The following is a 21254-nucleotide window of genomic DNA, read 5'->3' as shown; positions in this document are numbered from 1 at the left end:
GTGAGGGGCGATCAGTGAGTGTCCCTGCCGGGCCTGACCTCTTGCTGGGGATCGACCTGGGGACCTCGGCGGTCAAGGTGATGGCGGTCACGCCGCAGGGCGAGGTCGTGGGACGCGGCAGCGCGTCGTACGAGATTCACTGGCTGCGAGAGGGGTGGGCGGAACAGGATCCCTCCGATTGGTGGGCGGCCACCGTGTCCGCGACCCGAGCCGCCCTGGCGGGTGCGCTGGCAGAGGGTGCGGCCAGGCGGCGGGTGGCTGCGCTTGGTCTCTCCGGGCAGGTGAACGGCGTGGTCCTGCTGGACAGAGCGGGCGACCCTCTGCGTCCGGCGGTCATCTGGCTGGACCAGCGGGCGGCGCCGGAAGCCGACGAGATCAACCGCAGGGCTGCCGACGTTCTGGCGGAGACCGCCCTTGGCCGGGTGAGCGCGGTGCACGCGGCAGCCAAGCTCCTGTGGCTGCTGCGGCATGAGCCGGAGACCGTGGGGCGAGCATGGAAGGCGGTGGCGCCAAAGGACACGCTCACCTGGCGCATGACCGGCCAGGCAGTCACCGACGTGACCGATGCCGGCGCGACGGGGCTGCTGGACATGCGCCGGCGCCGCTGGGCAGGGGAGGTGCTGGATCGACTGGGCCTCCCGCGCGGGCTCCTCCCGGACGTGGTGGAGTCGCCCACGGTGGTCGGCCGCCTCAGGCCGGAGGCGGCCGAGGCCCTGGGACTGGACGCAGGAACACCGGTTGTGGCTGGAGCGGGGGACATGGCGGCGATCACGGCGGGCACCGGCGCCATCGCCCCGGGCCTGGGGTGCATCATGATCGGCACGGCGGGACAGATCGCCCTCTACATGGCGGGGCAGCCGTCCGCAGCGCCACAGGGTATCTGGGCCATGACCGCGCCCGTCCCCGGGGGCTACTTCTGGCACGGCCTGGTGATGACCGCGGGCTACTGCCTGACCTGGCTGGGTGAGGTGCTGAGCCGGACGCAGAAGGGTACCCGGGAGGACACAGCGTCGGATATCGGGACCCTTGCCGCGGAGGCAGAGGGCTCCCCCCCGGGCAGCCGGGGGCTGCTCTTCCTGCCCTTCCTGGACGGGGCAGCGACCCCGCATGCGGATCCACGGGCCCGCGGCGCCTTCTTCGGCGCCACCTCCACCCACCGGCGGGCCGACCTGGTCCGGGCAGTGATGGAAGGGGTGGCCTACAACTTCCGCGATGCCTTCGAGGCCTTCGCCGCGCTGGGTGCACGGGCGAGCCGCATCCGGATCGGCGGGGGCGGGGCCCGCAGTCTTCTCTGGGTGCAGATCCTGGCAGACGTCCTGGCGACCGGCCTGGACGTCCTGGCGGAGCACGACGCCTCAGCTCTGGGGGCGGCTGTGATCGCCGCGGTGGGCGGTGGAGTGCATGCGGATTTCGAGACGGCCTGCCGGGCGATGGTAGGCCTGCGGGGATCTGTCGAGCCTGATGCGGTGCGGGGGCGACAGTACGAGGAGTACTACGCCCTCTACCGGCAGCTCTACCCCAGCACGCGCCAGCTGGCGCATTCCCTGGCCAGGCTCGTCGCGGGGGCAGCCGGTCAGGGGTGAGCCGCACAGGAGCCACGTGGATCCGGCCAAGCCGGGGAGGAGGTGAGACGGTACAAAGTGAGCGGGAAGACCTCAATCATCCTTGGGAGGAGGGGAGAGCCGTGACAGACCAGTTGAAGGGCGACGGGCCCGCGCGTGGCGGCCCTCTTACCGAAGCGGAAGCGAAGATCACCCGCCGCAGGCTGCTGAAGATGGGCGCCGGCGCCGCGGGCGCCCTGGCCCTCAGCACGACCTCCCGCTGGCCGGCGATTGCCCTGCAGCGGAAGAAGACGGTGCGCATCATCGCCTTCGCCCAGGGCTTCGCCTGGCCCGAGCTGTTTGGCTCGAAGGGGACAGACCGGACGGAGGCCCTGCGGGCGCTGGAGCGGGAGGTCGGCGCCGAGATCCAGATCGAATGGGGTGACGAACTGGCCGTCCGTCAGAAGGTGCTGACAGATCTGATGTCGCGCACCGGGCGGTATGACGTGGTGCTGCTGGGCAGCGACGGCGCGGTGCAGACCTACGGCTCCGCGGGGCTGCTGGAGGACCTGGAGCGGTGGATGAAGCGCAGCCCCTCAAAGTACGTGGCCCTCAAGGATGTGTACGCCAAGTACCTGGACGCCAACCGCTACGACGGGGTACTCTACGGGCTGCCTTACTATTCATTCGGTCCCGGTCTGATGTACCGGCGGGACATCTTCCGCCGCTACGGGCTCGTCCCGCCGCGCACCACCGATGAGCTGGAGAGCGTCCTGCGGACTCTGAAGGACAACTTCAAGAAGGAGAACGTGGACATGTTCCCCGTCACCATGCGGGGGGCGCCCGGGGAGGAACCCAGCCTCGACCTGCTGGGGTTTGTCTACGCCTTCGCCGGGTACGCCGCCTGGTTCGAAGGCGGGCCGACCACGGCAGCGGAGATCCGTCGCCGGAAAGCCAAGCCCATCTTCACCGGCGACTTCAAGCCTGGCTTCGCTGCCTTCGTCAACACACTGAAGAACTACGGCTCCCCCGCAGCCTCCACCCACACCTGGGTGGACATGCTCAACATGTGGGACCAGGGCAAAGCAGCGGTCATGCTTCCCTCAGCCATCAATGCGTATCCGGCCCGGCTCACCAGCAAGATCGAGGAGGTGCGCAAGGAGAGTCGCCTGGCGCCCTCGCCCAAGGGACCCTCAGGCAAGATGATCCAGTCGTTCTGGACGTTCTCCATGGGCCTGAGTCGCTTCTCCAAGAACAAGGAGGAGGCCTGGCACACGCTGGCCTACCTCACAGGGAAGAAGGCCATGGAGGAGTTCAGTAGCCGCACCAGGTTCCCCTGGGTGACCATGAAGTCCGTGCTCTTCACACCGCCGCTGATTGAGACCTGGGGTCGAGAGGAGCTGCAGGTCTGGGAGAACGCCATCGTGCAGTCCGACCCGTTCTACTTCCCGTACTTCCCGGAGCTGGTGGAGTTCATGGACAAGATCGGTACGGCCGCATCCCGGGCCATCGCCGGGGCCAAGATCGACGACGTACTCAGCGACCTGCAGACCTGGGCACTGGAGCGCATGTTCCGCGCCGGCTACTACAGGTAGGCAACCTCGCCACCTCAGGGGGCCCGACCGCCGCCGGCGCGCGGGCCCCCGGGGTGGTGAAGGCGTTGGCGCCGTCTGGGTGCCGCGCGCTGCCATGGACCTGTGGCTGACACCCTGATTGCCGCCGTCCCCCGACCCGGCCGGTCCGGCCGCGACCGATGGGAGCGCGCCTCCATGCTGGCGCCCGCCGTCCTGGCGCTGGCCGCGGTCACCCTCTTCCCCGCTGTCTACCTGCTGTGGATGAGCGTCCGCGGCCTGCAGGTGCAGGCGCCGCGGGGCTTCGTCGGCCTGGAGAACTTCCGGGTGCTGGTGCAGTCGCCGTCCTTCCGCGAAGCCACGGGGAACACCGTCGTCTTCGTCGCCTCCACCACCACAGTCAGTCTGATCCTGGGGCTGGCCCTGGCGTTGGCGCTAAACGAAGACCTGCGCGGCCGGGGGGTGATGCGCACCCTGCTCACCCTCCCCCTGGTAGTTCCGCCGGTCGTGGCGGGTTTTGCCTGGAAGTTCCTGCTGAGCAGCGACGTGGGGGTGATCGGCGCCTACCTGTTCCGCCTGCTGGGGGTGGGGTGGGCGCCGCTGGGAGATCCGGCGCTGGCCATGGTGTCCGTGGTCCTGGCGGACATCTGGAGTAAGACCTCGTTCATGTTCCTCATCCTCCTGGCCGGCCTGCAGGCCATCCCCTCCGAGCTGTATGAGGCAGCCCGCATCGACGGGGCCGGGTTCCTGGTCCAGCTCCGTCAGATCACCCTGCCGCTGCTCCGGGGCGTCCTGGTGGTGGCGCTGATCCTGCGGGTGCTGGACGCGATCAACACCTTCGACGTCATCTTTGTCATGACCCAGGGCGGTCCGGGGACGGCGACGCAGACGCTGACCATTCTGGGGTGGAAGACCGGTTTTACCTACTTCGACCTGGGCCAGGCTGCGGCGCTGGCCGTCCTGATGATGGTGGCCACCGTGATGGCGGCCATGGCCCTCATCCGGAGGACGGCTCGTGCCGCCTGACGTACGCCGGAGGGCGATTCCAGCGGCCGCGGCGATCCCGTTGCGGGCGGAAGCTGTCTCCATCAGGGCACGCCGCCGCCGCCGGGCGGTGACGGTCCTGGTCTACACCCTGCTCACCGTCTACCTGGCCTTCGTCCTGTTTCCGCTGGCCTGGCTGCTGCTCTCCTCGTTCAAGACGCGGCACGATGCCCTGGCACTCCCTCCACGGGTCGTCTTTACCCCGACGTGGGAAGCCTGGGAGAAGGTGTTCACCGCCGGCATCCTCCAACCGTTCGGCAACAGTCTCTTTGTGGCCGCCACAAACATCATCATCGCCCTGGTGCTGGCCGTCCCCGCGGCGTACACCCTGGCCCGCCTGCAAGGTCCTCTCAAGGACAACCTCTCCTTCTGGGTGCTCTCCACGCGCATGGCCCCGGCGTTTGGCGTGGTGGTGCCCGTCTACATGCTGATGCGCCTCCTCGGGCTGCTGGACACGCGCCTGGCAGTGACGCTGGCCCACCTGGCCTTCAACCTGCCCTTCGCCATCTGGCTGCTCATGCGCTACTTCGAGGATGTGCCCGTAGAGCTGGAGGAGGCGGCTCTGGTGGATGGCGCCACCCGCTGGGGGGCGCTGCGACACGCCGTGCTTCCACCCAGTCTCCCCATGATCGTCGCGGTGGCCATCCTCATCTTCGTATTCTCCTGGAACGAGTTCATCCTGGCGTTCATCCTCACCTCATTTGAGGCCCGCACCGTGCCCGCTCTGGTGGCCTCGCTGGCAGGGACCATGTCCTTCGACTGGCCGCTGATCTGCGCCGTCTCCGCCGGGGCCATGGCGCCGGCCTTTGTGCTGGTCTTTATCGTGCAGCGCCACATCACTCGCGGGCTGACCCTGGGAGCGCTGCAGTAGGGAGGTGGCCATGCGGCTGACGGGAAAAGTGGCATTCATCACCGGTGCGGGAGGTGGCATCGGCAGGTCGCTGGCGCTGGCCTTTACCCAGGAAGGAGCCAGGGTGGCGGTGGTCGACGTGCGCCCCCAGGGGGTTGAGGCCACCGTTGAAGCCATCCGTGCAGGCGGCGGGGAGGCGATCTCCTGCGTCGCCGACGTCACCGATGCCGCGACGGTCCGCCAGGCCGTGGCCCGAACCGAAGCCGCCCTGGGGCCTGTCGACATCCTGGTGAACAATGCCGGCATCACCGATCTGGATCACCGTCAGGCCGCAGACCTGCCTCTGGAACTGTGGGAGCGCATCCTCCGGGTGAACCTGACCGGCCCGTTCATCTGTGCGCAGGCCGTCATCCCCTCCATGCGCGCCCGGCGGCGCGGCAACATCATCAACGTCACCTCGCTGCTGGGGCACTGGCGCATGGGGCAGCCGGGCGATATTGCCTACTGTGCCTCCAAGGCCGGGCTGGAGGCGCTCACCGACGTGCTGGCCAAGGAGCTGCGCACCTACGGAATCAACGTCAACAGCCTCTGCCCCTACACAAAGCTGGACACCGGCTTCTTCGCCCACCTGCCTCCCGCCGCCAGGACCGACCTGGAAGATCCGGCCGTGCTGCACGAGCCGGCCATCTTCCTGGCGGCGCTGGAGCCCGGAACGCTCACAGGGCTGTCGGTGTCGGACCTGTGGTGGCGTAAGATCCCTGCCTACCGCGCCGACCTGGAAGCTGCACATGCCGCCTACGCCGGTCGCGGCCGCGCAGCGGATCCGCAGACGGATCCCCCGCAGGGGAGGTGATGTGGTGTACCTCCGTTATCTCCAGGCAGAGACGGCAACATGGGAGGAGGCTAGGGCGTACCTGGCGCGTGTACCGGCGGCCATCCTCCCTCTGGGCGCCACCGAGCAGCACGGGCCCCACCTCCCCCAGAACACCGACACCGTCCTGGCCACCGAGATCTGCCGCCGCGTGGCCGAGCGCACGGCCGGCTACCTGCTGCCGGCCCTGCCCATCACCTACTCCTGGGTCTGGCACCGCTTCCCCGGCACCGCCTGGGTGGGGGTGCGCACGTTTATGGACGTGGTGAAGGAGATCGTGCGCAGCCTGGAGCGCGGCGGCGTGCGGGCCATGCTCATCCTCACGGGACACGGTGCCAACCAGGGGCCGCTGAAGTACGCAGTAAGGGAGCTGGCCGAGGTCTCCTCGGTGGCCATCCTGCACGGCGCGCCCCTGGGGCTGGACCGCGCAGTGCAGGAGGCGGAAAGCCGCCCCTGGCTGGGGGCGTACGAGCTCCACGCGGAAGAGGTGGAGACCTCGCTCATGCTGGCGGTGCGGCCGGACCTGGTGCGGATGGAGCGGGCTGTCAGCGACTACCCTCCGGTCCCCCCGGACTACGGGTACACGGCGACCGGAATGGGGGATCTGGCCCGCACCGGCGTCTTCGGCGATGCCACGCGCGCCACCGCTGCAAAGGGGGAGCGCTGGCTGGCCCAGATCGTAGAGGCCGTCGCCGGCCAGTGGAGCGCCTTCCTGCGCCAGCACGGGATCTCCTTGGAGGACACATGAGGGACACCGGTGTCGGCACCGCGCAGTCCGTGCGTGCGGAGCTCCTGACCGACGGGCTGCTGGCGATCCTGCGGGGCTTCCCCCGTAACGCCCTGGGGCGTCTGGTGGAGGTGCTGCTCTCCGCGGGAGTGCGTTTCGTCGAGATCACCGTGGAGGGGGGAGCCTTCGACCAGATCCAGTGGATCGGAGAGAGGTACGCCCCGCAGGTGCGGCTGGGCGCGGGGACCGTCATCACCGCCGAGGACGCCCGCCGCGCTTTGGACGCAGGCGCCGCGTACCTGGTCTCGCCGGGATTGTTTCCAGATGTGGCCAGTGTGGCCCGGGAAGCGAAGGCCTTCTACCTGCCCGGGGTGACCACGGCGACCGAGGTAGGGCTTGCGCTGCGCGCAGGGCTGGACGTGCAGAAGCTCTTTCCCGCCGGCCTGCTGGGCCCCGAGTACCTGCGGGCGCTGCGCGGACCCTATCCCGGGCTGCGGGCCTTCGCCATCGGCAACATGAGTCTGGACCGGATCGAGCCCATGCTCCGCGCGGGAGCAGCGGGCGTGGCCCTGGGCGGAGCCATCTTCGGGCGAGGCGGCGATCTCCCGCCACCACAACGGGTAGCTGCCACCGTGCGGCGCGTCCGGGAGATGCTCCGCACGGCGCGAGGCTAGCGCCTTCCTTCCTGCCCGGCACTCTTCTTCCGGCGGAGAAGCGCCATTGCGCTGTGCTTCGCTCAGCGCGTGAGCAGCCGCTGCAGGGTGGCTCCGGTGTAGGTCAGGCCCGGCGGGTCGGCGGCGAGATTACGGGCGGCCGCGGCGTTGGCCAGTCGCGAAAGCTCGCCCGGCGACAGCCGTGCTCTTTCTTCGCTGTAGTCCACGTACCCGAAGAAGTAGCGCGACCAGAAGAACGAGGTGAAGTCGGTCCCCGCCACCTGGGAGAACCTGACCATGGCCGCGACAAACCGGGCGTCGAGCGGCTCCCAGAAGCTGAAGACGTCCCGGGCAAACAGTGCCGGTGCGGCGGCCACGCTTCCTGTGCGCAGGTCCTGGTCGCTGGCCTTGTACAGCCAGGCCTCCCCCAGCACCAGGCGCTTGCCGGCGCGGCGGGCGATATCGGCGAAGCGGAAGGCCCGGTCCACCACGTAGTCCCGCGTGATGGGGTAGATGTGCATGTCCAGATAGTCCAGCCCCACGATCCGGGCCAGGGCCTGCGCATAAGCCAGATCCTCCCATGTCCCGGCGCCTGCCCCTACCAGCGTCCCCCGCGCGTCCAGCCCGCGGGTGACGTACTCCAGCAGGTCGGTGGTGTGCTGCACGGTCATGGGCAGACCGGTGTTCTGCGCCTGTGTCCCCGGCTCGTTCTGCACCGTGAGGTAGTCGGGGCGGACCTCGCGGATGACGGTCTCCGCCATCTGTCGCTTCTCCCGGCGGTAGCGCTCCCAGGTCAGGCCGGCGTAGTAGGGCTCCACCGGCAGCGCGCTAAAGGCCGAAGGACGGAAGCCGTCCGTCATCTGCGCCAGGAACCTGACGTTCCGCCGCCGCAGCTCCTCGCCCAGCCGGCGGTAGGACTGCAGGTATTCCGCGGCGCGGGGGAACCCGGACAGCAGCACCGGGTACTTGACCGCCACCTTCACGCCTCGCACTCCCAACCGCTGCAGCCGGTCCAGATAGAGCAGCACCAGCGGCCAGGTCTGCTCCCGAAAGAGCGCCTCTCCGATGTTAGCGTTGGCCGGCAGCAGCTCGGCGGCGAAGATGACATCGCGGCCGGCAGCGCCCCGGGCGTTGACGGCCTCCTCGATCAGCCGGAGGCGGGCATCGAGTAGCTCATAGAGTCCTGCGTACGAGGGTGGTACGGGAGGAGCGGAACGGGCGGGCGTGGTCTGCGGCGCCACAACCACAGGCGCGGCTGCTGCCACCACCAGCAGCAGGAGGAGAGGAAACCGCTGCAGGAAGAAACCTCCAGGCATCTACCTCGTCCTGGCTATGGTACCTCCCGAGGTGGTCATGAGGCCGGGAGCCCTGTTGGCATTAATTCTTCCCCTCCATTGGACGGGCCAGACTTCCCGTGGGTTGGCCCGGCCGCCATCTGCGGGCTGGCGATCCCCCACTCGGCCGACTGCCGCACCCCGGCACCGGGGCGCGCATTGGCGACTGTCGCGGTTTTGGTATGAGCCATCGAAGGGAGGGTGGGTATGGGTAACCGGGTACTTGTCGCTGTGACCGTGCTCTCGCTGGCGCTTGCCGCCGCATCCGTGGCCGCTCCGCTGCGGGCCCAGGCTCCGCCCGGGGTACAGCCTGTGGACGCCTGGGCGTCCGGTGCCTTCGGGGGCGACAACGCCGGGGAGATCGCCGGCCTGACCCGTCGCCTGGAAGGCAAGCAGTGCCGCACCATCAACGCCCGCACCTTCTGCACCGGGACCATCGGAGGGCTGCGCTTCGTCGTCTTCACTACCGGCGTCGGCCCGGCCAATGTCATGGAGGCGATGCGCGACCTGCACCGCTTTTACCCGCCGGCCGGCAGCGACTACGTGCTCAAGTTCCACGGGGGCATTGCCGGCGGCTACATGCCCATGCAGCCCGGCGACTCGCTGCTGGTGGCCTATGCCTGCGTCAACGACTGGTTCCAGGTGACCCCGGTGGTGACCCGCGGGTGGATCGTGCCCAAACAGGGGGATACGCTGGCCTCCCTGGCCAAGCGGTACACCGGGAACGTGAACCGGTGGCGGGAGCTCTACCGGGCCAACTTCCCCCGCGTCTTCCGCGCTCCCGTTGACCTGCACGCGCCTCTGGACCCGGCCATCCCCCTAGTTTCTCCCTGGCCCACCGGTGACGTCAACGACCGCTACCTTCCCCTGCCCTTCCGCGTGCACACCGCGGACGGTCGGCAGCTTCGCCTGGTGAACTCGTGTTTCAAGGCGCATCCGGCGACCCTGGCCCTGGGTCAGGAGATTGTCGCCAGCATGGCCGTCCCTACGCTTCCGGAGGCGATCAAGACCTACCTCAGGCAGTCCAGGCACGGGGAGCGGGACACCGCGCAGGTCTTCGTCGGCGTGGAGGCGGCGGGAGCAGGTTTCATCACCAGCCCGGATGAGGCGCGCCGCCAGAAGGAGCTCTTCGGAAAGCTCCATCCCTCCGGCGTCACCCAGACGGACATGGAGACCGCCTATGTCTGGTGGGCGGAGGCGGAGATCCGGCCGGTGATCGAGGGGCAGGTTGACCCGGCCGGCAACGTCACCGGGTTCATGCTGGTGGACGTGCTCACCTTGCGGACGAGCTCAGACCCGCCGGACCTCTACGGGCTGGGGTGCGCCCCGACGGTGAAGAAGTGCGGCGGCACCGTCTCCGACCTGGACTACCTCAAGGACCCGGCAGGGACCTTCGCTGCGGCCAGGGACTTCTACAATACGGGCATTCCCTTTGGGGTCCTCACCGCATATCAGACCGAGGTCCTGGCCACGTTTGTGGAGACAGGGGTGCGCCTGTGGCGTGCCCGACAGGGACGATGACCCGGAGGCGGCGGGACGCAGGCCGCAGCCCCGCCCCGCCGCCCGTCCCCCGCTGGCCCACGGCCCTAACGCCGGGCGAGCCAGGCGTTGTGAAACAGCTGGAACGCGCGGGCGTCCAGGACGTACCCGTTCAGGTTACCGGTGGTCAGGAAGGCACGTCTGATGACGTAGAAGGGGATGTAGGGCACATTGCGCATCAAGTGCTCCTGGGCGCGTGTGTAGATTTCAAAGCGGCGCCGCGGGTCCATGGTCACCCGTCCCTCTTCCAGCAGGCGGTCCAGTTCGGCGTTACGGTAGATGGCGGTGTTCCACCCTCGCTCGATCTGGCTGCTGTGCCCCACAATGAAGAGCACATCCGGGTCAGCGCTGACGAAAAGCATGCCAGCCATCTCCCACTCCCCGCGGCGGATGCCGGCCAGATAGGGCGCCTGTTCGATGGCCACAATCTGGGCGTCGATGCCCACCTGACGCAGCTGCGCCTGCTTCACCTGTGCGTCCAGCAGTTGCTGCGCCACGGTGATGGTCCCCAGGCGGATGCGGAACGGCCGCCCATCTTTCACCACAATGCCGTCCGGTCCCGGACGCCATCCCGCCTCCGCCAGGAGCTGACGCGCCCGGTCAGGGCTGTAGGGTTGGGCCAGTTGCTCCACGGCCTTGTTGTACCCCCAGGTCGCCGGGGAGAGCGGGGCGTTAGCCACGGCGCCTACGTTCTCGTAGACGGCCCGCAGCAGCTCATCCTTGTTGATAGCGTGGGCCACCGCCTGGCGCACGCGCAGGTCGTCGAACGGCCAGCGGCTGGTGTTCAGCACAATTACTCGGGGGAGGCCTGACTGGTTCTTGAAAAAGGCCCTGAAGTTGGGGTTACGCCCCAGCCGCGCTACCTCCCGTGGCGGCGCGTTGTAGAGCACCTGGACCTCACCGCGCACCAGCTGAGCCAACCGGGTGGCGTCCTCGGGGACGACGGTATACACCAGCTCGTCCAGATAGGCGGGGCCGGGGTGGCGGAAGAAGCGAGGCGCCCACCGGTAGTCGGGGTTGCGCACCAGGGTGACCCGCTGGTTGGGAACGATCTCCTTAACAATGAATGGACCGGTGCCCACAGGGTTCTGCCCGAAGTTGGCGCCGAAGCGACGCACGGCGGTGGGGGAGACGGGGGCCAGGCCGATCTCCGTCAGCGCGTCGAGGAATGGGGCAAAGGGTGTGGAGAGGGTGATCTGCACCGTGAAGGGGTCTGGGGTCTCCACCCGCTCCACCGGCCCCAGGATGGTGGCGGCAAAGGGGGAGCGCAGGGCCGGATCCTTGATCCGGTTGATGGAGAAGGCCACCGCCTCCGCGTTCAGCGGCGTGCCGTCGTGGAACCTCACCCCCTGGCGCAGCTTGAGGAGGATTACCCGCCCGTCCGGGGAGACGGTGTAGCTGGAGGCCACGCCGGGGCGGATCTCCCCGGTATCCGGATCCCGGATGAGCAGGGGGTCGAAGATATTCCCCATGATCTCCCGGGCGAAGGTGAAGGCGGCTACCGCGGGATCGAGCAGGTCCCATCCCGCCGTGAGGGCCACCACCACCCGCCCTCCGGGCCGCGGCGGAGGCGCCACGGCCCCGCCACCGGCCGCCGGCAGCAGCAGCGCCGCCAGCAGGGTAACCATGATGACCAGACCTCGTACGTGCATGATCCTCCCTCCTTCTTCGGCTGGCTCAGGTCAGCCGGATCCGCGGGTCGAGATAGGCGTAGAGCACGTCCACAATGAGGTTGACCAACACAAAACCCAGCGCGATGACCAGCACCGTCCCCTGCACCACGGGGAAGTCACGGGCCAGGATGGCCTCCACGACCAGGCGCCCCACCCCTGGCCAGGCAAAGACCGACTCAGTGATAACGGCACCGCCCAGCAGGTGGCCGAACTGCAGCCCCAGGACGGTAACCACCGGGATCAGGCTGTTCTTCAACGCGTGCTTCACCACCACCGTCTGCTCGCGCAGGCCCTTGGCCCGGGCTGTGCGGACGAAGTCCTGGTTAAGCACCTCCAGCATGCTGCTCCGGGTCAGCCGGGCCAGCACGGCAGCTGGCCCCGCCGCCAGGGTGAGCCCCGGCAGGATCACATACTGCCACCCCTCGTACCCGGCCACCGGCAGCCACTCCAGGCGTACGGCAAAGATGATCATCAGCATCAGCCCCAGCCAGAAGCTGGGCATGGAGAGGCCAGCGAGCACCGCCAGCATCGTGGCATGGTCCCACAGCGTGTTCCGCCGTACCGCGGAGGCGACGCCGACGAGCCCCCCACTGGCCGCAGCCAGGAGCGTGGCCACCACGGCCAGCCGCAGCGTGTTGGGCAGCCGCCAGGCGATCTCGCTGACCACGGGGCGGTTGCTGCGCACAGAGCGCCCCAGGTCCCCGCGCAGAGCCCCGCTGAGGTAGCGCCAGTACTGGATGTAGAGCGGACGGTCCAGCCCGAGCTGCTGGCGCAGGGCCTGTTGGTCGGCCGGTGAGGCAAACTCCGAGAGCATCACCAGCACCGGGTCTCCGGGGACCAGGTGGATCATCAGGAAGACCCCAACCGACACCCCAAGCACGGTGATGAAGCCCAAGAGTGCGCGACGACGCAGATAGCCATGCACGGTCGGGTCACCGCCCAGTCATGAGCATCACCGCATCGCGCTTCCTTCAGTGCGGTCGTCTCAGGCACGCAGCCGGGGGTCCAGGGCATCGCGCAGCCCGTCCCCCAGCAGGTTGATGGCCAGCACGGTGACCATGATGGCCAGCCCGGGAAAGGTGGGCATCCACCACTCGTTGCGTAGATACGGCCGGGCGTGGCTGAGCATGGCGCCCCACTCGGGGGTGGGCGGCTGCGCACCCAGCCCGACGAAGCTCAGGCCAGCCGCAGAGAGGATGGCCGTGGCCACCCCCAGGGTGGAGAGGACGATGATGGGGGCCACCACGTTGGGCAAGATGTGACGCAGGACGATGCGGACACCAGAAGCTCCCAGCGCGCGCATGGCTTCTACGTACTCCTGCTCCTTCACCGCCAGCGTAGTGGCCCGCACCACCCGGGCATAGGTAGGCACCGAGAAGATGCCGACGGCAATCATGACATTGCGCAGCCCAGGGCCCAGTGTCCCGGCGATAACGATGGCCAGGAGGATCCCGGGAAAGGCTAGGAGGACGTCGACCAGACGCATGACCAGGGTGTCCACCCACCCACCGAGGTATCCGGACAGTAGCCCCAGGCTCACGCCGCCCAGCAGGGCCACGCCGACCGAGATAAGCCCCACTGTCAGTGAGATGCGCGCGCCGTAGATGACCCGGCTGAGGACATCTCGCCCCAGCTCGTCCGTCCCGAAGGGATGGGTGCGGGAAGGTGGGAGCAGCCGCTGCTCCGGCCTGATCAGGATGGGGTCGACCGGGGCGACCGCGCTGGCGAAGACGGCCATCAGGAGGAGCAGGAGGAGGACCACCCCGCCAGCCAGCGCCGCGCGGTTGCGGCGCAACTGCCGCCAGACCAGCGCGCTCCCCCCGGCCGGGCGTTGCGCCTGAACCGTCAGCGGCTGGGCGACCACTGCTCCCCCATCCCTCCCGTGCCACTACGTCACGACGGTCAGGTCCCGGGAGCAGGTATTCAGGCGCTCGGCGCCGTCGGCGGTGACGGCGACGATATCCTCGATGCGCACGCCAAATTGCCCCGGCAGGTAGATCCCCGGCTCCAGGCTGAAAGTCATCCCCTCCTCCAGTGGCGTCGAGTTGCCCTGGACCAGGTACGGCTCCTCGTGCCCGTCCAGCCCAATCCCGTGGCCAGTCCGGTGAACGAAGAACTCACCAAATCCGTGGCGGGCGATGTGGTCCCGGGCCACGCGGTCGATGGCTTCGCAGGACACCCCAGGCCGCACCGCCTCCAGCGCCGCCTGCTGGGCCTCCTGGACGATGCGGTAGACGAACCGGAAGTCGTCGCCCGGAGGGCCGACGTGTGGCGTCCGCGTGATGTCCGCCCAGTAGTTGCGGTACTGTCCGCCAAAGTCGATAACCAGCGCATCGCCGGGAACGACCTTGTGATCGGCGGTCTTATAGTGCGGCGAGGCGCCGTTGGGCCCGGCGCCGACGATCCCACCCCCCAGGCGTTCCATCCCCGCGCGGCGCAGCCCGTCGTGAATCAGGGCCAGGACCTCCCGCTCTGTGCGCCCGGCCAGCGGCTGCTGCAGCAATGCCAGGTAGGCCTGGTCGGCGATGCGTGCCGCCGTGCGCATCAGCTCCAGCTCCTCGGGGCTCTTCCTTATGCGCAGGGGCGCCAGCAGCGGCCCGCCGTCCATGAATGCGGCGTCGGGAAGCGCTCCCTGGAGACGCAGCAGGAAGGTGGACCAGAGCTGTGGCCCTACCGCTACCCTCCGTCCGCCGCCCAGCGCTCGCGCCGCACGGCGGAACGCGGGGAGGGGATCTTCGGTCTCCTCCCAGGGGTAGAGGGCAGGGCGGACCGGCAAGTGGTCGACCAGCGAGACTTCGAAGGCGGGCAGCACCAGTGCCGTCTCCCCTGCGGCGGAGACCAGCAAGACTTTGAACCGCTCGCTGGGGTTGCCCACCAGACCGGTGAGATATATCAGGTCGGAGGACGGCCCGACGACCAGCAGGTCGGCTCCGGCCTGCCGGAGCTGCGCGGTCGCGCGGCGGATGCGCTCGGCATACTCGCTCATCGCCGACCGTCTATTGCAGCTCCGGGATGAGGAACTTCCCCCGGTCCATCACCTGCACGTCGTCTACCCAGAAGGAGTTGCGCAAACAGGGGAAGTCGATGTGCGAAGGGCACTTGGTCCGGCCGTCCGGGAAGATGCCGTAGTTGGAGCCAAAGGCGATCTGCATGTTGCCGTAGAAGGCCTCGTTGTCTTGGGTGGCAAACCCAAAGCGCGGGTGCATCGCCAGACGGTCCCACTGTGCTTTGTCGTTGCAGCCCCAGCCCACGTGGGCGATGCGGTAGGCATCGGGGTGACCGCTTTTGGCCAGCCAGGTCTTGAGCAGGTGGGCGTCCTTCCCTTTGCCGGAGATCTCTACGATGAGCCCGTCGCGGACTTGCATGGTGATGGGCTCCTCAACATAGTGGGCCATACTGAGGAGGACATCTCCGCGGTCCACCACCAGCGTGCCCTCGGCCTTGTCCTCCTCAGGGGCGCAGCAGACCATCCCGCTGGGCCAGATGTCCCAGCGCCCGGGGGTGTCCGCGCCGCCCCAGATCTTCATGGTGTAGCGCCTGCCTTTGAAGATGGTGAGGTCCGTGCCCGCCTCGGAGGTGATGCGCAGGGTGGTGCCGCGTTCCATGATGGCCCCGCCGGCCATCACGCGACGCTTCAGCTCCGGGGTGGGGAAGAGGCGCTTCATCACGTCCCAGGGCTGCCCCACCCGCAGCACACGCGTCCCCGCGCTCAACGCCTCGCGCAGGATGTCGGCGTAGGCGTGCTGCTCGCTGGAGAGGTCGATCACCAGATCGGCGGCCTGCCAGGCCTTGATCGCCCCCTTCTCCGGAACGTCCACAGGGTGGACCAGGAGGTAGGCATCAGCGTTCTTGATCCTCGCTGCCCCCAGGAAAGCCGCGGCATAGTGCGGGTAGGACTCAGTGTCGGTGTGGATGAGGACGGTCTCGCCATCCCGGACGGAGCAGTTCTCCAGTGCCCGCACGAAGTACGGCAGGTGCTGGGTTGAGGCGGCGTAGCTCAGCGCCAGCTTCACCATGCTCTCCCCCTTTCTGCGGTCACCACTCCAGCACAGCCAGGGCCGCACGGGCCGCAGCCCCGCGCTGCACCTGGCAGCCCTGTTCCTCCAAGAGCACCTCCAGCGCGGAGCACAGCAGCAGGATGTTGGCAGGGGCAGCGGAGTGCCCCATGACGCCGATCCGCCAGGCCGGACCCAATGCTGCGTCCACCGATCCCCCGATCTCCAGCCGGAAGCGGCCCAGCAGCGCGCGCCGTACCGCCTCCCCGTCAACGCCCGCGGGCACACGCACGACCGTCACCGAGGGAAGGCGGGCCGCGGGCGCGGCCACAATCTCCAGCCCAAGGGCCTGCAGGCCGGCGATGAGAGCCATCTGCCGGTTGCGGTGGCGAGCGAAGCGGTATGCGAGGCCCTGGTCGCTGCACAGCTGGAGGACCTCCACCAGCGCATAAAGCAGCGGAGCGGGGAATGTCTCGTAGTCACCGCTGAGGGCGCGGCGCAGGTGCAGGGCGGAGGAAGGAGTGGGCGCCAGTCGTTCCAGCGCCTGCGGCCCTAGGGCCACCACAGTAAGCCCGGCGACGGCGCTGAGGCAGCGCTGCGTCCCCGACCAAGCCGCATCGATCTGCCATGCGGTGGTGCGCAGGTCCACACCGGAGAGAGTGAAGGAGGCATCCACCAGCAGCAGCGCGCCTACCCGACGGCAGGCCTCCCCCACACCATCCAGGGGCTGCAGGACCCCGGTGCTCCCCTCACCGTGCATGAGGAGGACGGCGTCGGGCCGGAGGGAGCGGACGGCGTCGATCAGGGTCCACGGCGCAACAGCTTCCCCCCGGGCTGCCTCTATCAGTGTCACCGTGTGGCCCAGCCGACGTGCGGCGAAGGCCAGCCGTTCTCCGTAGGCGCCACAGCTTCCCACCACGACCCTGGCCGCCACCGGCAGCAGACTGCCGCAGACGATCTCGGCGGCCGCCTCCTCCAATACGGGCAGGATGGCCACCTCTCCCTGGGTGAGCTGAAAGACTGCGGCGGCCAGCTCCCGAGCTTCCGCCACCGTCCGGAGGAAATCAGCGTCGTGCGTTCCTTCAATGGAAGCAATGAGCCCCTGAACGGCTCGCGGGGATGGATTGCTCAAGTCGGGCCCGAAGAGCGTCCTCTGCGGAGGGTTCAGCCGGCGATATCGCCCCGAGATGAGCTCACTCAGGTTGGCCGCCCCCCTCTTTGGTTTGTCTCCTATAGAGAGACATTGTATTGTAAGGAGCGATAGTTTGGGCCTATTTTAGAACTAACCCCTTCCGCACGTCAATGAAGGGAAGGGGGTAGGGGGGCAGCCATGGCCAGCCCGGGCCCGGCTGGAGAGTCACAACGAGTGCGGGTGCCACTCAGGCGCCCATACACGATCAACTCTATTCAAAAGGCAGTTCGCGTGCTGCAGGCGTTCACAAAGGACCATCCCGAGCGGTCAGTCAGCGAGCTGAGCCGGGAGCTTGGATGGCACAAAGCCGTCGTGCATAAGATCCTGCTGACCCTTCAAGATGGGCGCCTGCTGCAGCGGGACCCGTCGTCCCGACGATACCGCCTGGGCCCCGGAATCATGGAGCTGGCCGGGGTCTTCCAGAGCGAAGAGCCCCTCATCCGCGAAGGCACCCCGCTGCTACGCGACCTGATGCGGCGCAGCGGGCATACCGCCGCCATGGCCGTGCTCGACGGGATGGAGGTGCTTTACATCGCCGCCATCGAGGGGGCGGAGGGCCTGAAGATGACGGCTCGGGTGGGGGACCGCCGACCCGCCCACGCCACTGCCTCGGGCAAGGTCCTGCTGGCCGACCTACCCCCCGACGTCCTCGACCGACTCATCAGCCATCCGCTGCCCGCCCTCACGCCACACACAATCGTGGACCCGCAACGGCTGCGCCAGCACCTGGAGGCTGTGCGGCTGGCTGGATACGCGTTGAACGTAGAGGAGCGCATCGCAGGGATGGTAGGCGTGGCCGCGCCGGTGCGTGACCACCATGGCACGACTGTCGCAGCGGTGAGCGTGGGGTTCGCCCGCCACCTGCACGGCGACGACGCCATCGCCGAGGCCGTGCGGCGCGTGATCGAAACGGCAAACGAGCTCTCCCGCCGCCTGGGCGCGCCCCCGGACCGGCTGGTCGCCCCGCCCGGCGCGCAGCTCCTGCCGGTCTGACGAAGGGAGGCGGTGGTGCGGGTCACGGTGATCGGGGCGGGGGCCGGAGGGCTGGCCGCGGCGGCGGTGCTGAGCCGCCAGGGGCTGATCGTAACCCTGTTCAGTCGGACGCCCTCCCGCCTGGAGCCAGTGTCCGCGCGAGGTGGGGTGGAGATCACCGGCGACCGGGGAGAGGGGTTCGTCCCGCTGGCTCGAATCACGCCCGATGCAACGGAGGCCAGCGAGGCCGACCTGCTCTTCGTCTTCACCACTGCCAACGCCCACGGTGACATCGCCCGACTCTTCGCACCCCATATCCGGTCAGGGCAGGCCGTCGTCCTGGCCTCAGGCTCAGCGGGCTCCCTGGAAGTGGCCAAGATCTGGCGCGAGGGGGGCATGGACCCGCTGCCCTTGCTGGGGGAAACCGTGACCCTGCCGCAGTCCGCGCGCATCATTGGCCCCGCCCGGGTGAAGATTCGCCTCCCCTCCAGGGTGCGCACCGCCGCCTTTCCGGCTGAGCGCACCGACGAGCTGCTGGCCCGTCTGGACGGCATCATCGAGACGCGCCGCGGCCTCAACGTCCTGGACACGGGCCTGAACAACCCCAACTTCATCATCCACCCGGCGCCGATGATCCTGAACTACGCGGCCATCGAGCGTGCGGAAGGCCGGCTCTCCCTGATGAACGAAGGGATGACCCCGGGGGTGCTGCGGGCCATGGACGCCCACGACGCCGAGCGGATGGCCCTGGCGGAAGCGGCGGGGCTGCCACCGGCGTCGCTGGATGACCTCTACTATGAGTTCGGCAGCAGCCCGGCAGTGTACCGCAGCCCGGGCGAGCCTATGGGCCTGCGCGACCGCATCCACTGGCGCTACATCGACGAGGACATCCCCTGTGGTTGCGTCTTCATGTCGTCCCTGGGCCGCCTCCTGGGCGTGCCCACTCCGATCAACGACGCCTTGAACTGGCTGGCCTCCGTCGCCCGGGGCGTGGACTACTGGGCGGTGGGACGGACGGTTGAGCGGCTGGGCCTGGCCGGGCTGGACCGCAAGACTCTGCCCGTCTTCCTGCAGACGGGCTGGCGGTGAGCGCGCCACGGAGGAGACCGATGAAGATCGTCCATGCAGTGGTTACGCTGACCAGAATTCCGGTGATCCGCGCCCACAAGATGGCCATCGGCACCACCCTCCACCAGGAGAACGTCCTTCTGCGCCTGTCCACTAACGACGGGCTAGAAGGCCTGGGCGAGGCGCCGCACATGGTGGGCGTCTCGCTCAAAGGCGAGTCCCCGGCCACGGTCCTGGAGATGCTGCGCCAGCGGTTGCTCCCGGCGGTCTTCGGCCGCTCGCCGCTGGACGTGGAAGCAATCCAGCAGGCCATGGACGCGGCGGTGCCGTGGAACCTGCGGGCTAAGAGCGCGGTCAACCTGGCGGTCTTCGACCTGGCGGGCAAAGCGCTGGGCGTACCTGTGCACGTACTGCTGGGCGGCATGGTGCGCGCTGCCGTCCCCCTCTCCTGGTCCATCCCCATCACCGACTTCGAGGCGGGAGTGCGGGAGGCGCAGGAGATGGTGGCCAGGGGATGGCGGATCATCAAGGTCAAGCTGGGCCGCCCCCAGCCCGACGAGGACGTGGAGATGGTGGGCCGCATCCGGGAGGCCGTAGGACCCGGGGTGCGCCTGCGTGCGGACGCCAACCAGGCCTACAGCGTGAAGACGGCCATTCGCGTGGCGCGGCGGCTGGAGCGCTACGACGTGGAGTTCTTCGAGCAGCCGGTGGCCTGGTGGGACCTGGATGGGATGGCCGAGGTCAGCCGGGCTACCGAGCTGCCCATCATGGCCGACGAGAGCGCGACCACGGTGCAGGACGCCCTGGAGATCGCCCGACGCCGCGCCGCCCAGATCCTCTCCATTTATGTCTGCAGCCCGGGCGGCATCCTCAACAGCAAGAAGGTGGCCACCGTGGCTGCCGCCGCTGGCATCGCCGCCTATGTGGGAGGCGCACTGGAGGGCCCGGTGGGCGCGGCGGCGGGACTGCACTTTGCCGCCAGCACGCCGTCGGTCACATATGGGTGCGAGCTGGGCGGGCAGTTCCTCCTGCAGGAGGACGTGGCGCAGACCCCGCTGGTCTTCACCGACGGCGCGCTCCAGGTGCCCACCGGCCCTGGATTGGGGGTAAGCCTGGACTGGGACAGGGTACGCCGCTACACGATCGCGGAGTACACGCTGCGCGCGGGGGAAGCCTGATGCGTTTCGGGTTCGCTACTCTGCCCACCGGTTCGCCTGCGGAGACGGTGACCCTTTTCCGACTGGCCGAGGACCTGGGCTTCTCCGTAGGGTGGATGCCCGACCAGACCTTTTGCCGCGACCCCTATATCACGCTGGCCGCCTGCGCCCAGGGCACCACGCGCATCACCCTGGGGCTGGGGGTGACCAATCCTACCACCCGTCACCCTGCCATGACCGCACGTGCCGCCGCCACGCTGGCCGAGCTGGCGGGTGGGCGTTTCATCCTGGGTCTGGGGGCGGGCAACCGGAAGGAGCTGCTGGACCTCCTGGGCCTGCCTACCGACCGCGCCGCAGCACGCTGCCGGGAAGCAACGGTCACCATCCGGCGTCTGCTCGCGGGGGAACGGGTGGACTATCGCAGCCCCACGCTGACCATGCAGGGCGTCGCCCTGGAGATAACGTCCCTGCCACCGGCACCTGTCTACCTGGCGGCACGCGGGCCACAGATCTTGCGGGCCGCCGGAGAGGTCGCCGACGGAGTGATCATCGGGGCTCTGGTCAGCGAGCCAGGGCTCCGCTTCGCTCTGGACCACGTACGCGCGGGGGCGCAGCGCGCCGGCCGCACGCTGCAGGCCCTGGAAGTTGTGAGCTGGGTTACCACCATCGTCACTGACCGGAAGGCAGAGGTCATGGAGCGGCTGCGCCCCACCGTGGCCCACATCGTGGGGGGTGCGCCGCCGGAGGTGCTGCAGGCCATCGGGCTCTCCGCCGAGCGAATCGCCGCCTTCAAGAAGGCCTATGGCGCCGGGGGACCCCTGGGGGCAGCACCTCTCGTAGATCCGCCGCTGGCGGACGCGCTGACGATCGTGGGGCCCCCGGGGGAGGTGGCCGAGCGGGTACAGACCCTGGCCCGGGCCGGGGTGGGACAGCTCGCCGTCCTCATGCCAGGCGGACGCTTCGGCAGCCACGCCTTTCCCGACTTCGATCACCGGACGAACCTGCGGCGCATCGCCGAGGAGGTCATCCCCCGCGTAGGGGCATGAGCCCCACGCGGCCAGAGGTAT

19 protein-coding genes are annotated in these 21254 nt (G+C 68.7%); 12 read left to right on the top strand and 7 right to left on the bottom strand.

The window, feature by feature from the left end:
* Window positions 1-14: 14 nt before the first annotated feature.
* The 7 genes from xylB (at window position 15) to QN152_04235 (ending at window position 7278) form a co-directional block, all read left to right on the top strand.
* Window positions 15-1583 carry a xylulokinase gene (gene xylB, locus QN152_04265; protein ID MDR7538730.1) on the top strand — a complete coding sequence of 523 codons (1569 nt, stop codon included), beginning with the start codon at window positions 15-17 and terminating at the stop codon, window positions 1581-1583.
* 101 nt (window positions 1584-1684) lie between these two features.
* Window positions 1685-3136, top strand: a complete 1452-nt coding sequence (locus tag QN152_04260) for an extracellular solute-binding protein (GenBank protein MDR7538729.1) — start codon at window positions 1685-1687, stop codon at window positions 3134-3136.
* 174 nt (window positions 3137-3310) lie between these two features.
* A complete protein-coding gene (locus QN152_04255; protein ID MDR7538728.1) occupies window positions 3311-4138 on the top strand; it encodes a sugar ABC transporter permease in 828 nt (275 codons plus the stop codon).
* Entirely contained in the window at window positions 4128-5027 is a 900-nt protein-coding gene (locus QN152_04250; GenBank protein MDR7538727.1) for a carbohydrate ABC transporter permease, read from the top strand. The genes QN152_04255 and QN152_04250 overlap by 11 nt, the downstream gene beginning before the upstream one ends.
* A 10-nt stretch (window positions 5028-5037) precedes the next feature.
* A complete protein-coding gene (locus tag QN152_04245) occupies window positions 5038-5859 on the top strand; it encodes an SDR family NAD(P)-dependent oxidoreductase (protein MDR7538726.1) in 822 nt (273 codons plus the stop codon).
* A 1-nt stretch (window position 5860) separates the two neighbouring features.
* Window positions 5861-6625, top strand: coding sequence for a creatininase family protein (locus QN152_04240; GenBank protein ID MDR7538725.1), 765 nt, complete (start codon window positions 5861-5863; stop codon window positions 6623-6625).
* Window positions 6622-7278, top strand: coding sequence for a bifunctional 4-hydroxy-2-oxoglutarate aldolase/2-dehydro-3-deoxy-phosphogluconate aldolase (locus QN152_04235; GenBank protein ID MDR7538724.1), 657 nt, complete (start codon window positions 6622-6624; stop codon window positions 7276-7278). Before QN152_04240 ends, QN152_04235 begins: the two co-directional genes overlap by 4 nt.
* Before the next feature lie 62 nt (window positions 7279-7340).
* Here the strand turns inward: QN152_04235 and QN152_04230 are convergent, their stop codons facing one another.
* Window positions 7341-8573 carry a hypothetical protein gene (locus QN152_04230; GenBank protein ID MDR7538723.1) on the bottom strand — a complete coding sequence of 411 codons (1233 nt, stop codon included), beginning with the start codon at window positions 8571-8573 and terminating at the stop codon, window positions 7341-7343.
* Window positions 8574-8798: 225 nt separating this feature from the next.
* Between QN152_04230 and QN152_04225 the strand changes: the two genes are divergently transcribed.
* Window positions 8799-10112: a hypothetical protein gene (locus QN152_04225; protein ID MDR7538722.1), complete on the top strand. Its 1314-nt coding sequence runs from the start codon at window positions 8799-8801 to the stop codon at window positions 10110-10112.
* A gap of 65 nt (window positions 10113-10177) precedes the next feature.
* Here the strand turns inward: QN152_04225 and QN152_04220 are convergent, their stop codons facing one another.
* The 6 genes from QN152_04220 to QN152_04195 are packed head-to-tail and all read right to left on the bottom strand — an operon-like array spanning window position 10178 to window position 16930.
* Window positions 10178-11782: an ABC transporter substrate-binding protein gene (locus QN152_04220; GenBank protein ID MDR7538721.1), complete on the bottom strand. Its 1605-nt coding sequence runs from the start codon at window positions 11780-11782 to the stop codon at window positions 10178-10180.
* Between the two features lie 25 nt (window positions 11783-11807).
* Window positions 11808-12728, bottom strand: a complete 921-nt coding sequence (locus QN152_04215; GenBank protein MDR7538720.1) for an ABC transporter permease — start codon at window positions 12726-12728, stop codon at window positions 11808-11810.
* Window positions 12729-12788: 60 nt separating this feature from the next.
* Window positions 12789-13667: an ABC transporter permease gene (locus QN152_04210; protein ID MDR7538719.1), complete on the bottom strand. Its 879-nt coding sequence runs from the start codon at window positions 13665-13667 to the stop codon at window positions 12789-12791.
* Window positions 13668-13691: 24 nt separating this feature from the next.
* Window positions 13692-14789 (bottom strand): Xaa-Pro peptidase family protein, encoded by a 1098-nt coding sequence (locus QN152_04205; GenBank protein MDR7538718.1) that lies wholly within the window; start codon window positions 14787-14789, stop codon window positions 13692-13694.
* A 10-nt stretch (window positions 14790-14799) separates the two neighbouring features.
* Window positions 14800-15819, bottom strand: a complete 1020-nt coding sequence (locus tag QN152_04200) for a hypothetical protein (protein MDR7538717.1) — start codon at window positions 15817-15819, stop codon at window positions 14800-14802.
* Window positions 15820-15838: 19 nt separating this feature from the next.
* Entirely contained in the window at window positions 15839-16930 is a 1092-nt protein-coding gene (locus tag QN152_04195; protein ID MDR7538716.1) for an aminotransferase class V-fold PLP-dependent enzyme, read from the bottom strand.
* A gap of 198 nt (window positions 16931-17128) precedes the next feature.
* Between QN152_04195 and QN152_04190 the strand changes: the two genes are divergently transcribed.
* The 4 genes from QN152_04190 to QN152_04175 are packed head-to-tail and all read left to right on the top strand — an operon-like array spanning window position 17129 to window position 21233.
* Window positions 17129-17983, top strand: a complete 855-nt coding sequence (locus QN152_04190; protein MDR7538715.1) for an IclR family transcriptional regulator — start codon at window positions 17129-17131, stop codon at window positions 17981-17983.
* Window positions 17984-17998: 15 nt separating this feature from the next.
* Complete coding sequence (locus QN152_04185; protein MDR7538714.1) at window positions 17999-19051, top strand: NAD/NADP octopine/nopaline dehydrogenase family protein; 1053 nt, start codon at window positions 17999-18001, stop codon at window positions 19049-19051.
* A gap of 20 nt (window positions 19052-19071) precedes the next feature.
* Window positions 19072-20208 (top strand): enolase C-terminal domain-like protein, encoded by a 1137-nt coding sequence (locus tag QN152_04180; GenBank protein ID MDR7538713.1) that lies wholly within the window; start codon window positions 19072-19074, stop codon window positions 20206-20208.
* A complete protein-coding gene (locus tag QN152_04175) occupies window positions 20208-21233 on the top strand; it encodes an LLM class flavin-dependent oxidoreductase (GenBank protein MDR7538712.1) in 1026 nt (341 codons plus the stop codon). The genes QN152_04180 and QN152_04175 overlap by 1 nt, the downstream gene beginning before the upstream one ends.
* Window positions 21234-21254: the final 21 nt, after the last annotated feature.

Source organism: Armatimonadota bacterium (genome assembly GCA_031459715.1).
GTDB classification, from domain to species: Bacteria; Sysuimicrobiota; Sysuimicrobiia; order Sysuimicrobiales; family Humicultoraceae; genus Humicultor; species Humicultor tengchongensis.
Note: the sequence above shows the minus strand (reverse complement) of the source record. Positions and strands in the feature narration are given on the sequence as shown.

Coding starts and splice junctions, on each gene's coding strand:
- QN152_04255 (MDR7538728.1), top strand. CDS start 3,311: ATGCTGGCGCCCGCCGTCCTGGCGCTGGCCGCGGTCACCCTCTTCCCC.
- QN152_04245 (MDR7538726.1), top strand. CDS start 5,038: ATGCGGCTGACGGGAAAAGTGGCATTCATCACCGGTGCGGGAGGTGGC.
- QN152_04235 (MDR7538724.1), top strand. CDS start 6,622: ATGAGGGACACCGGTGTCGGCACCGCGCAGTCCGTGCGTGCGGAGCTC.
- QN152_04230 (MDR7538723.1), bottom strand. CDS start 8,573: ATGCCTGGAGGTTTCTTCCTGCAGCGGTTTCCTCTCCTCCTGCTGCTG.
- QN152_04225 (MDR7538722.1), top strand. CDS start 8,799: ATGGGTAACCGGGTACTTGTCGCTGTGACCGTGCTCTCGCTGGCGCTT.
- QN152_04220 (MDR7538721.1), bottom strand. CDS start 11,782: ATGCACGTACGAGGTCTGGTCATCATGGTTACCCTGCTGGCGGCGCTG.
- QN152_04205 (MDR7538718.1), bottom strand. CDS start 14,789: ATGAGCGAGTATGCCGAGCGCATCCGCCGCGCGACCGCGCAGCTCCGG.
- QN152_04200 (MDR7538717.1), bottom strand. CDS start 15,819: ATGGTGAAGCTGGCGCTGAGCTACGCCGCCTCAACCCAGCACCTGCCG.
- QN152_04190 (MDR7538715.1), top strand. CDS start 17,129: ATGGCCAGCCCGGGCCCGGCTGGAGAGTCACAACGAGTGCGGGTGCCA.
- QN152_04180 (MDR7538713.1), top strand. CDS start 19,072: ATGAAGATCGTCCATGCAGTGGTTACGCTGACCAGAATTCCGGTGATC.
- QN152_04175 (MDR7538712.1), top strand. CDS start 20,208: ATGCGTTTCGGGTTCGCTACTCTGCCCACCGGTTCGCCTGCGGAGACG.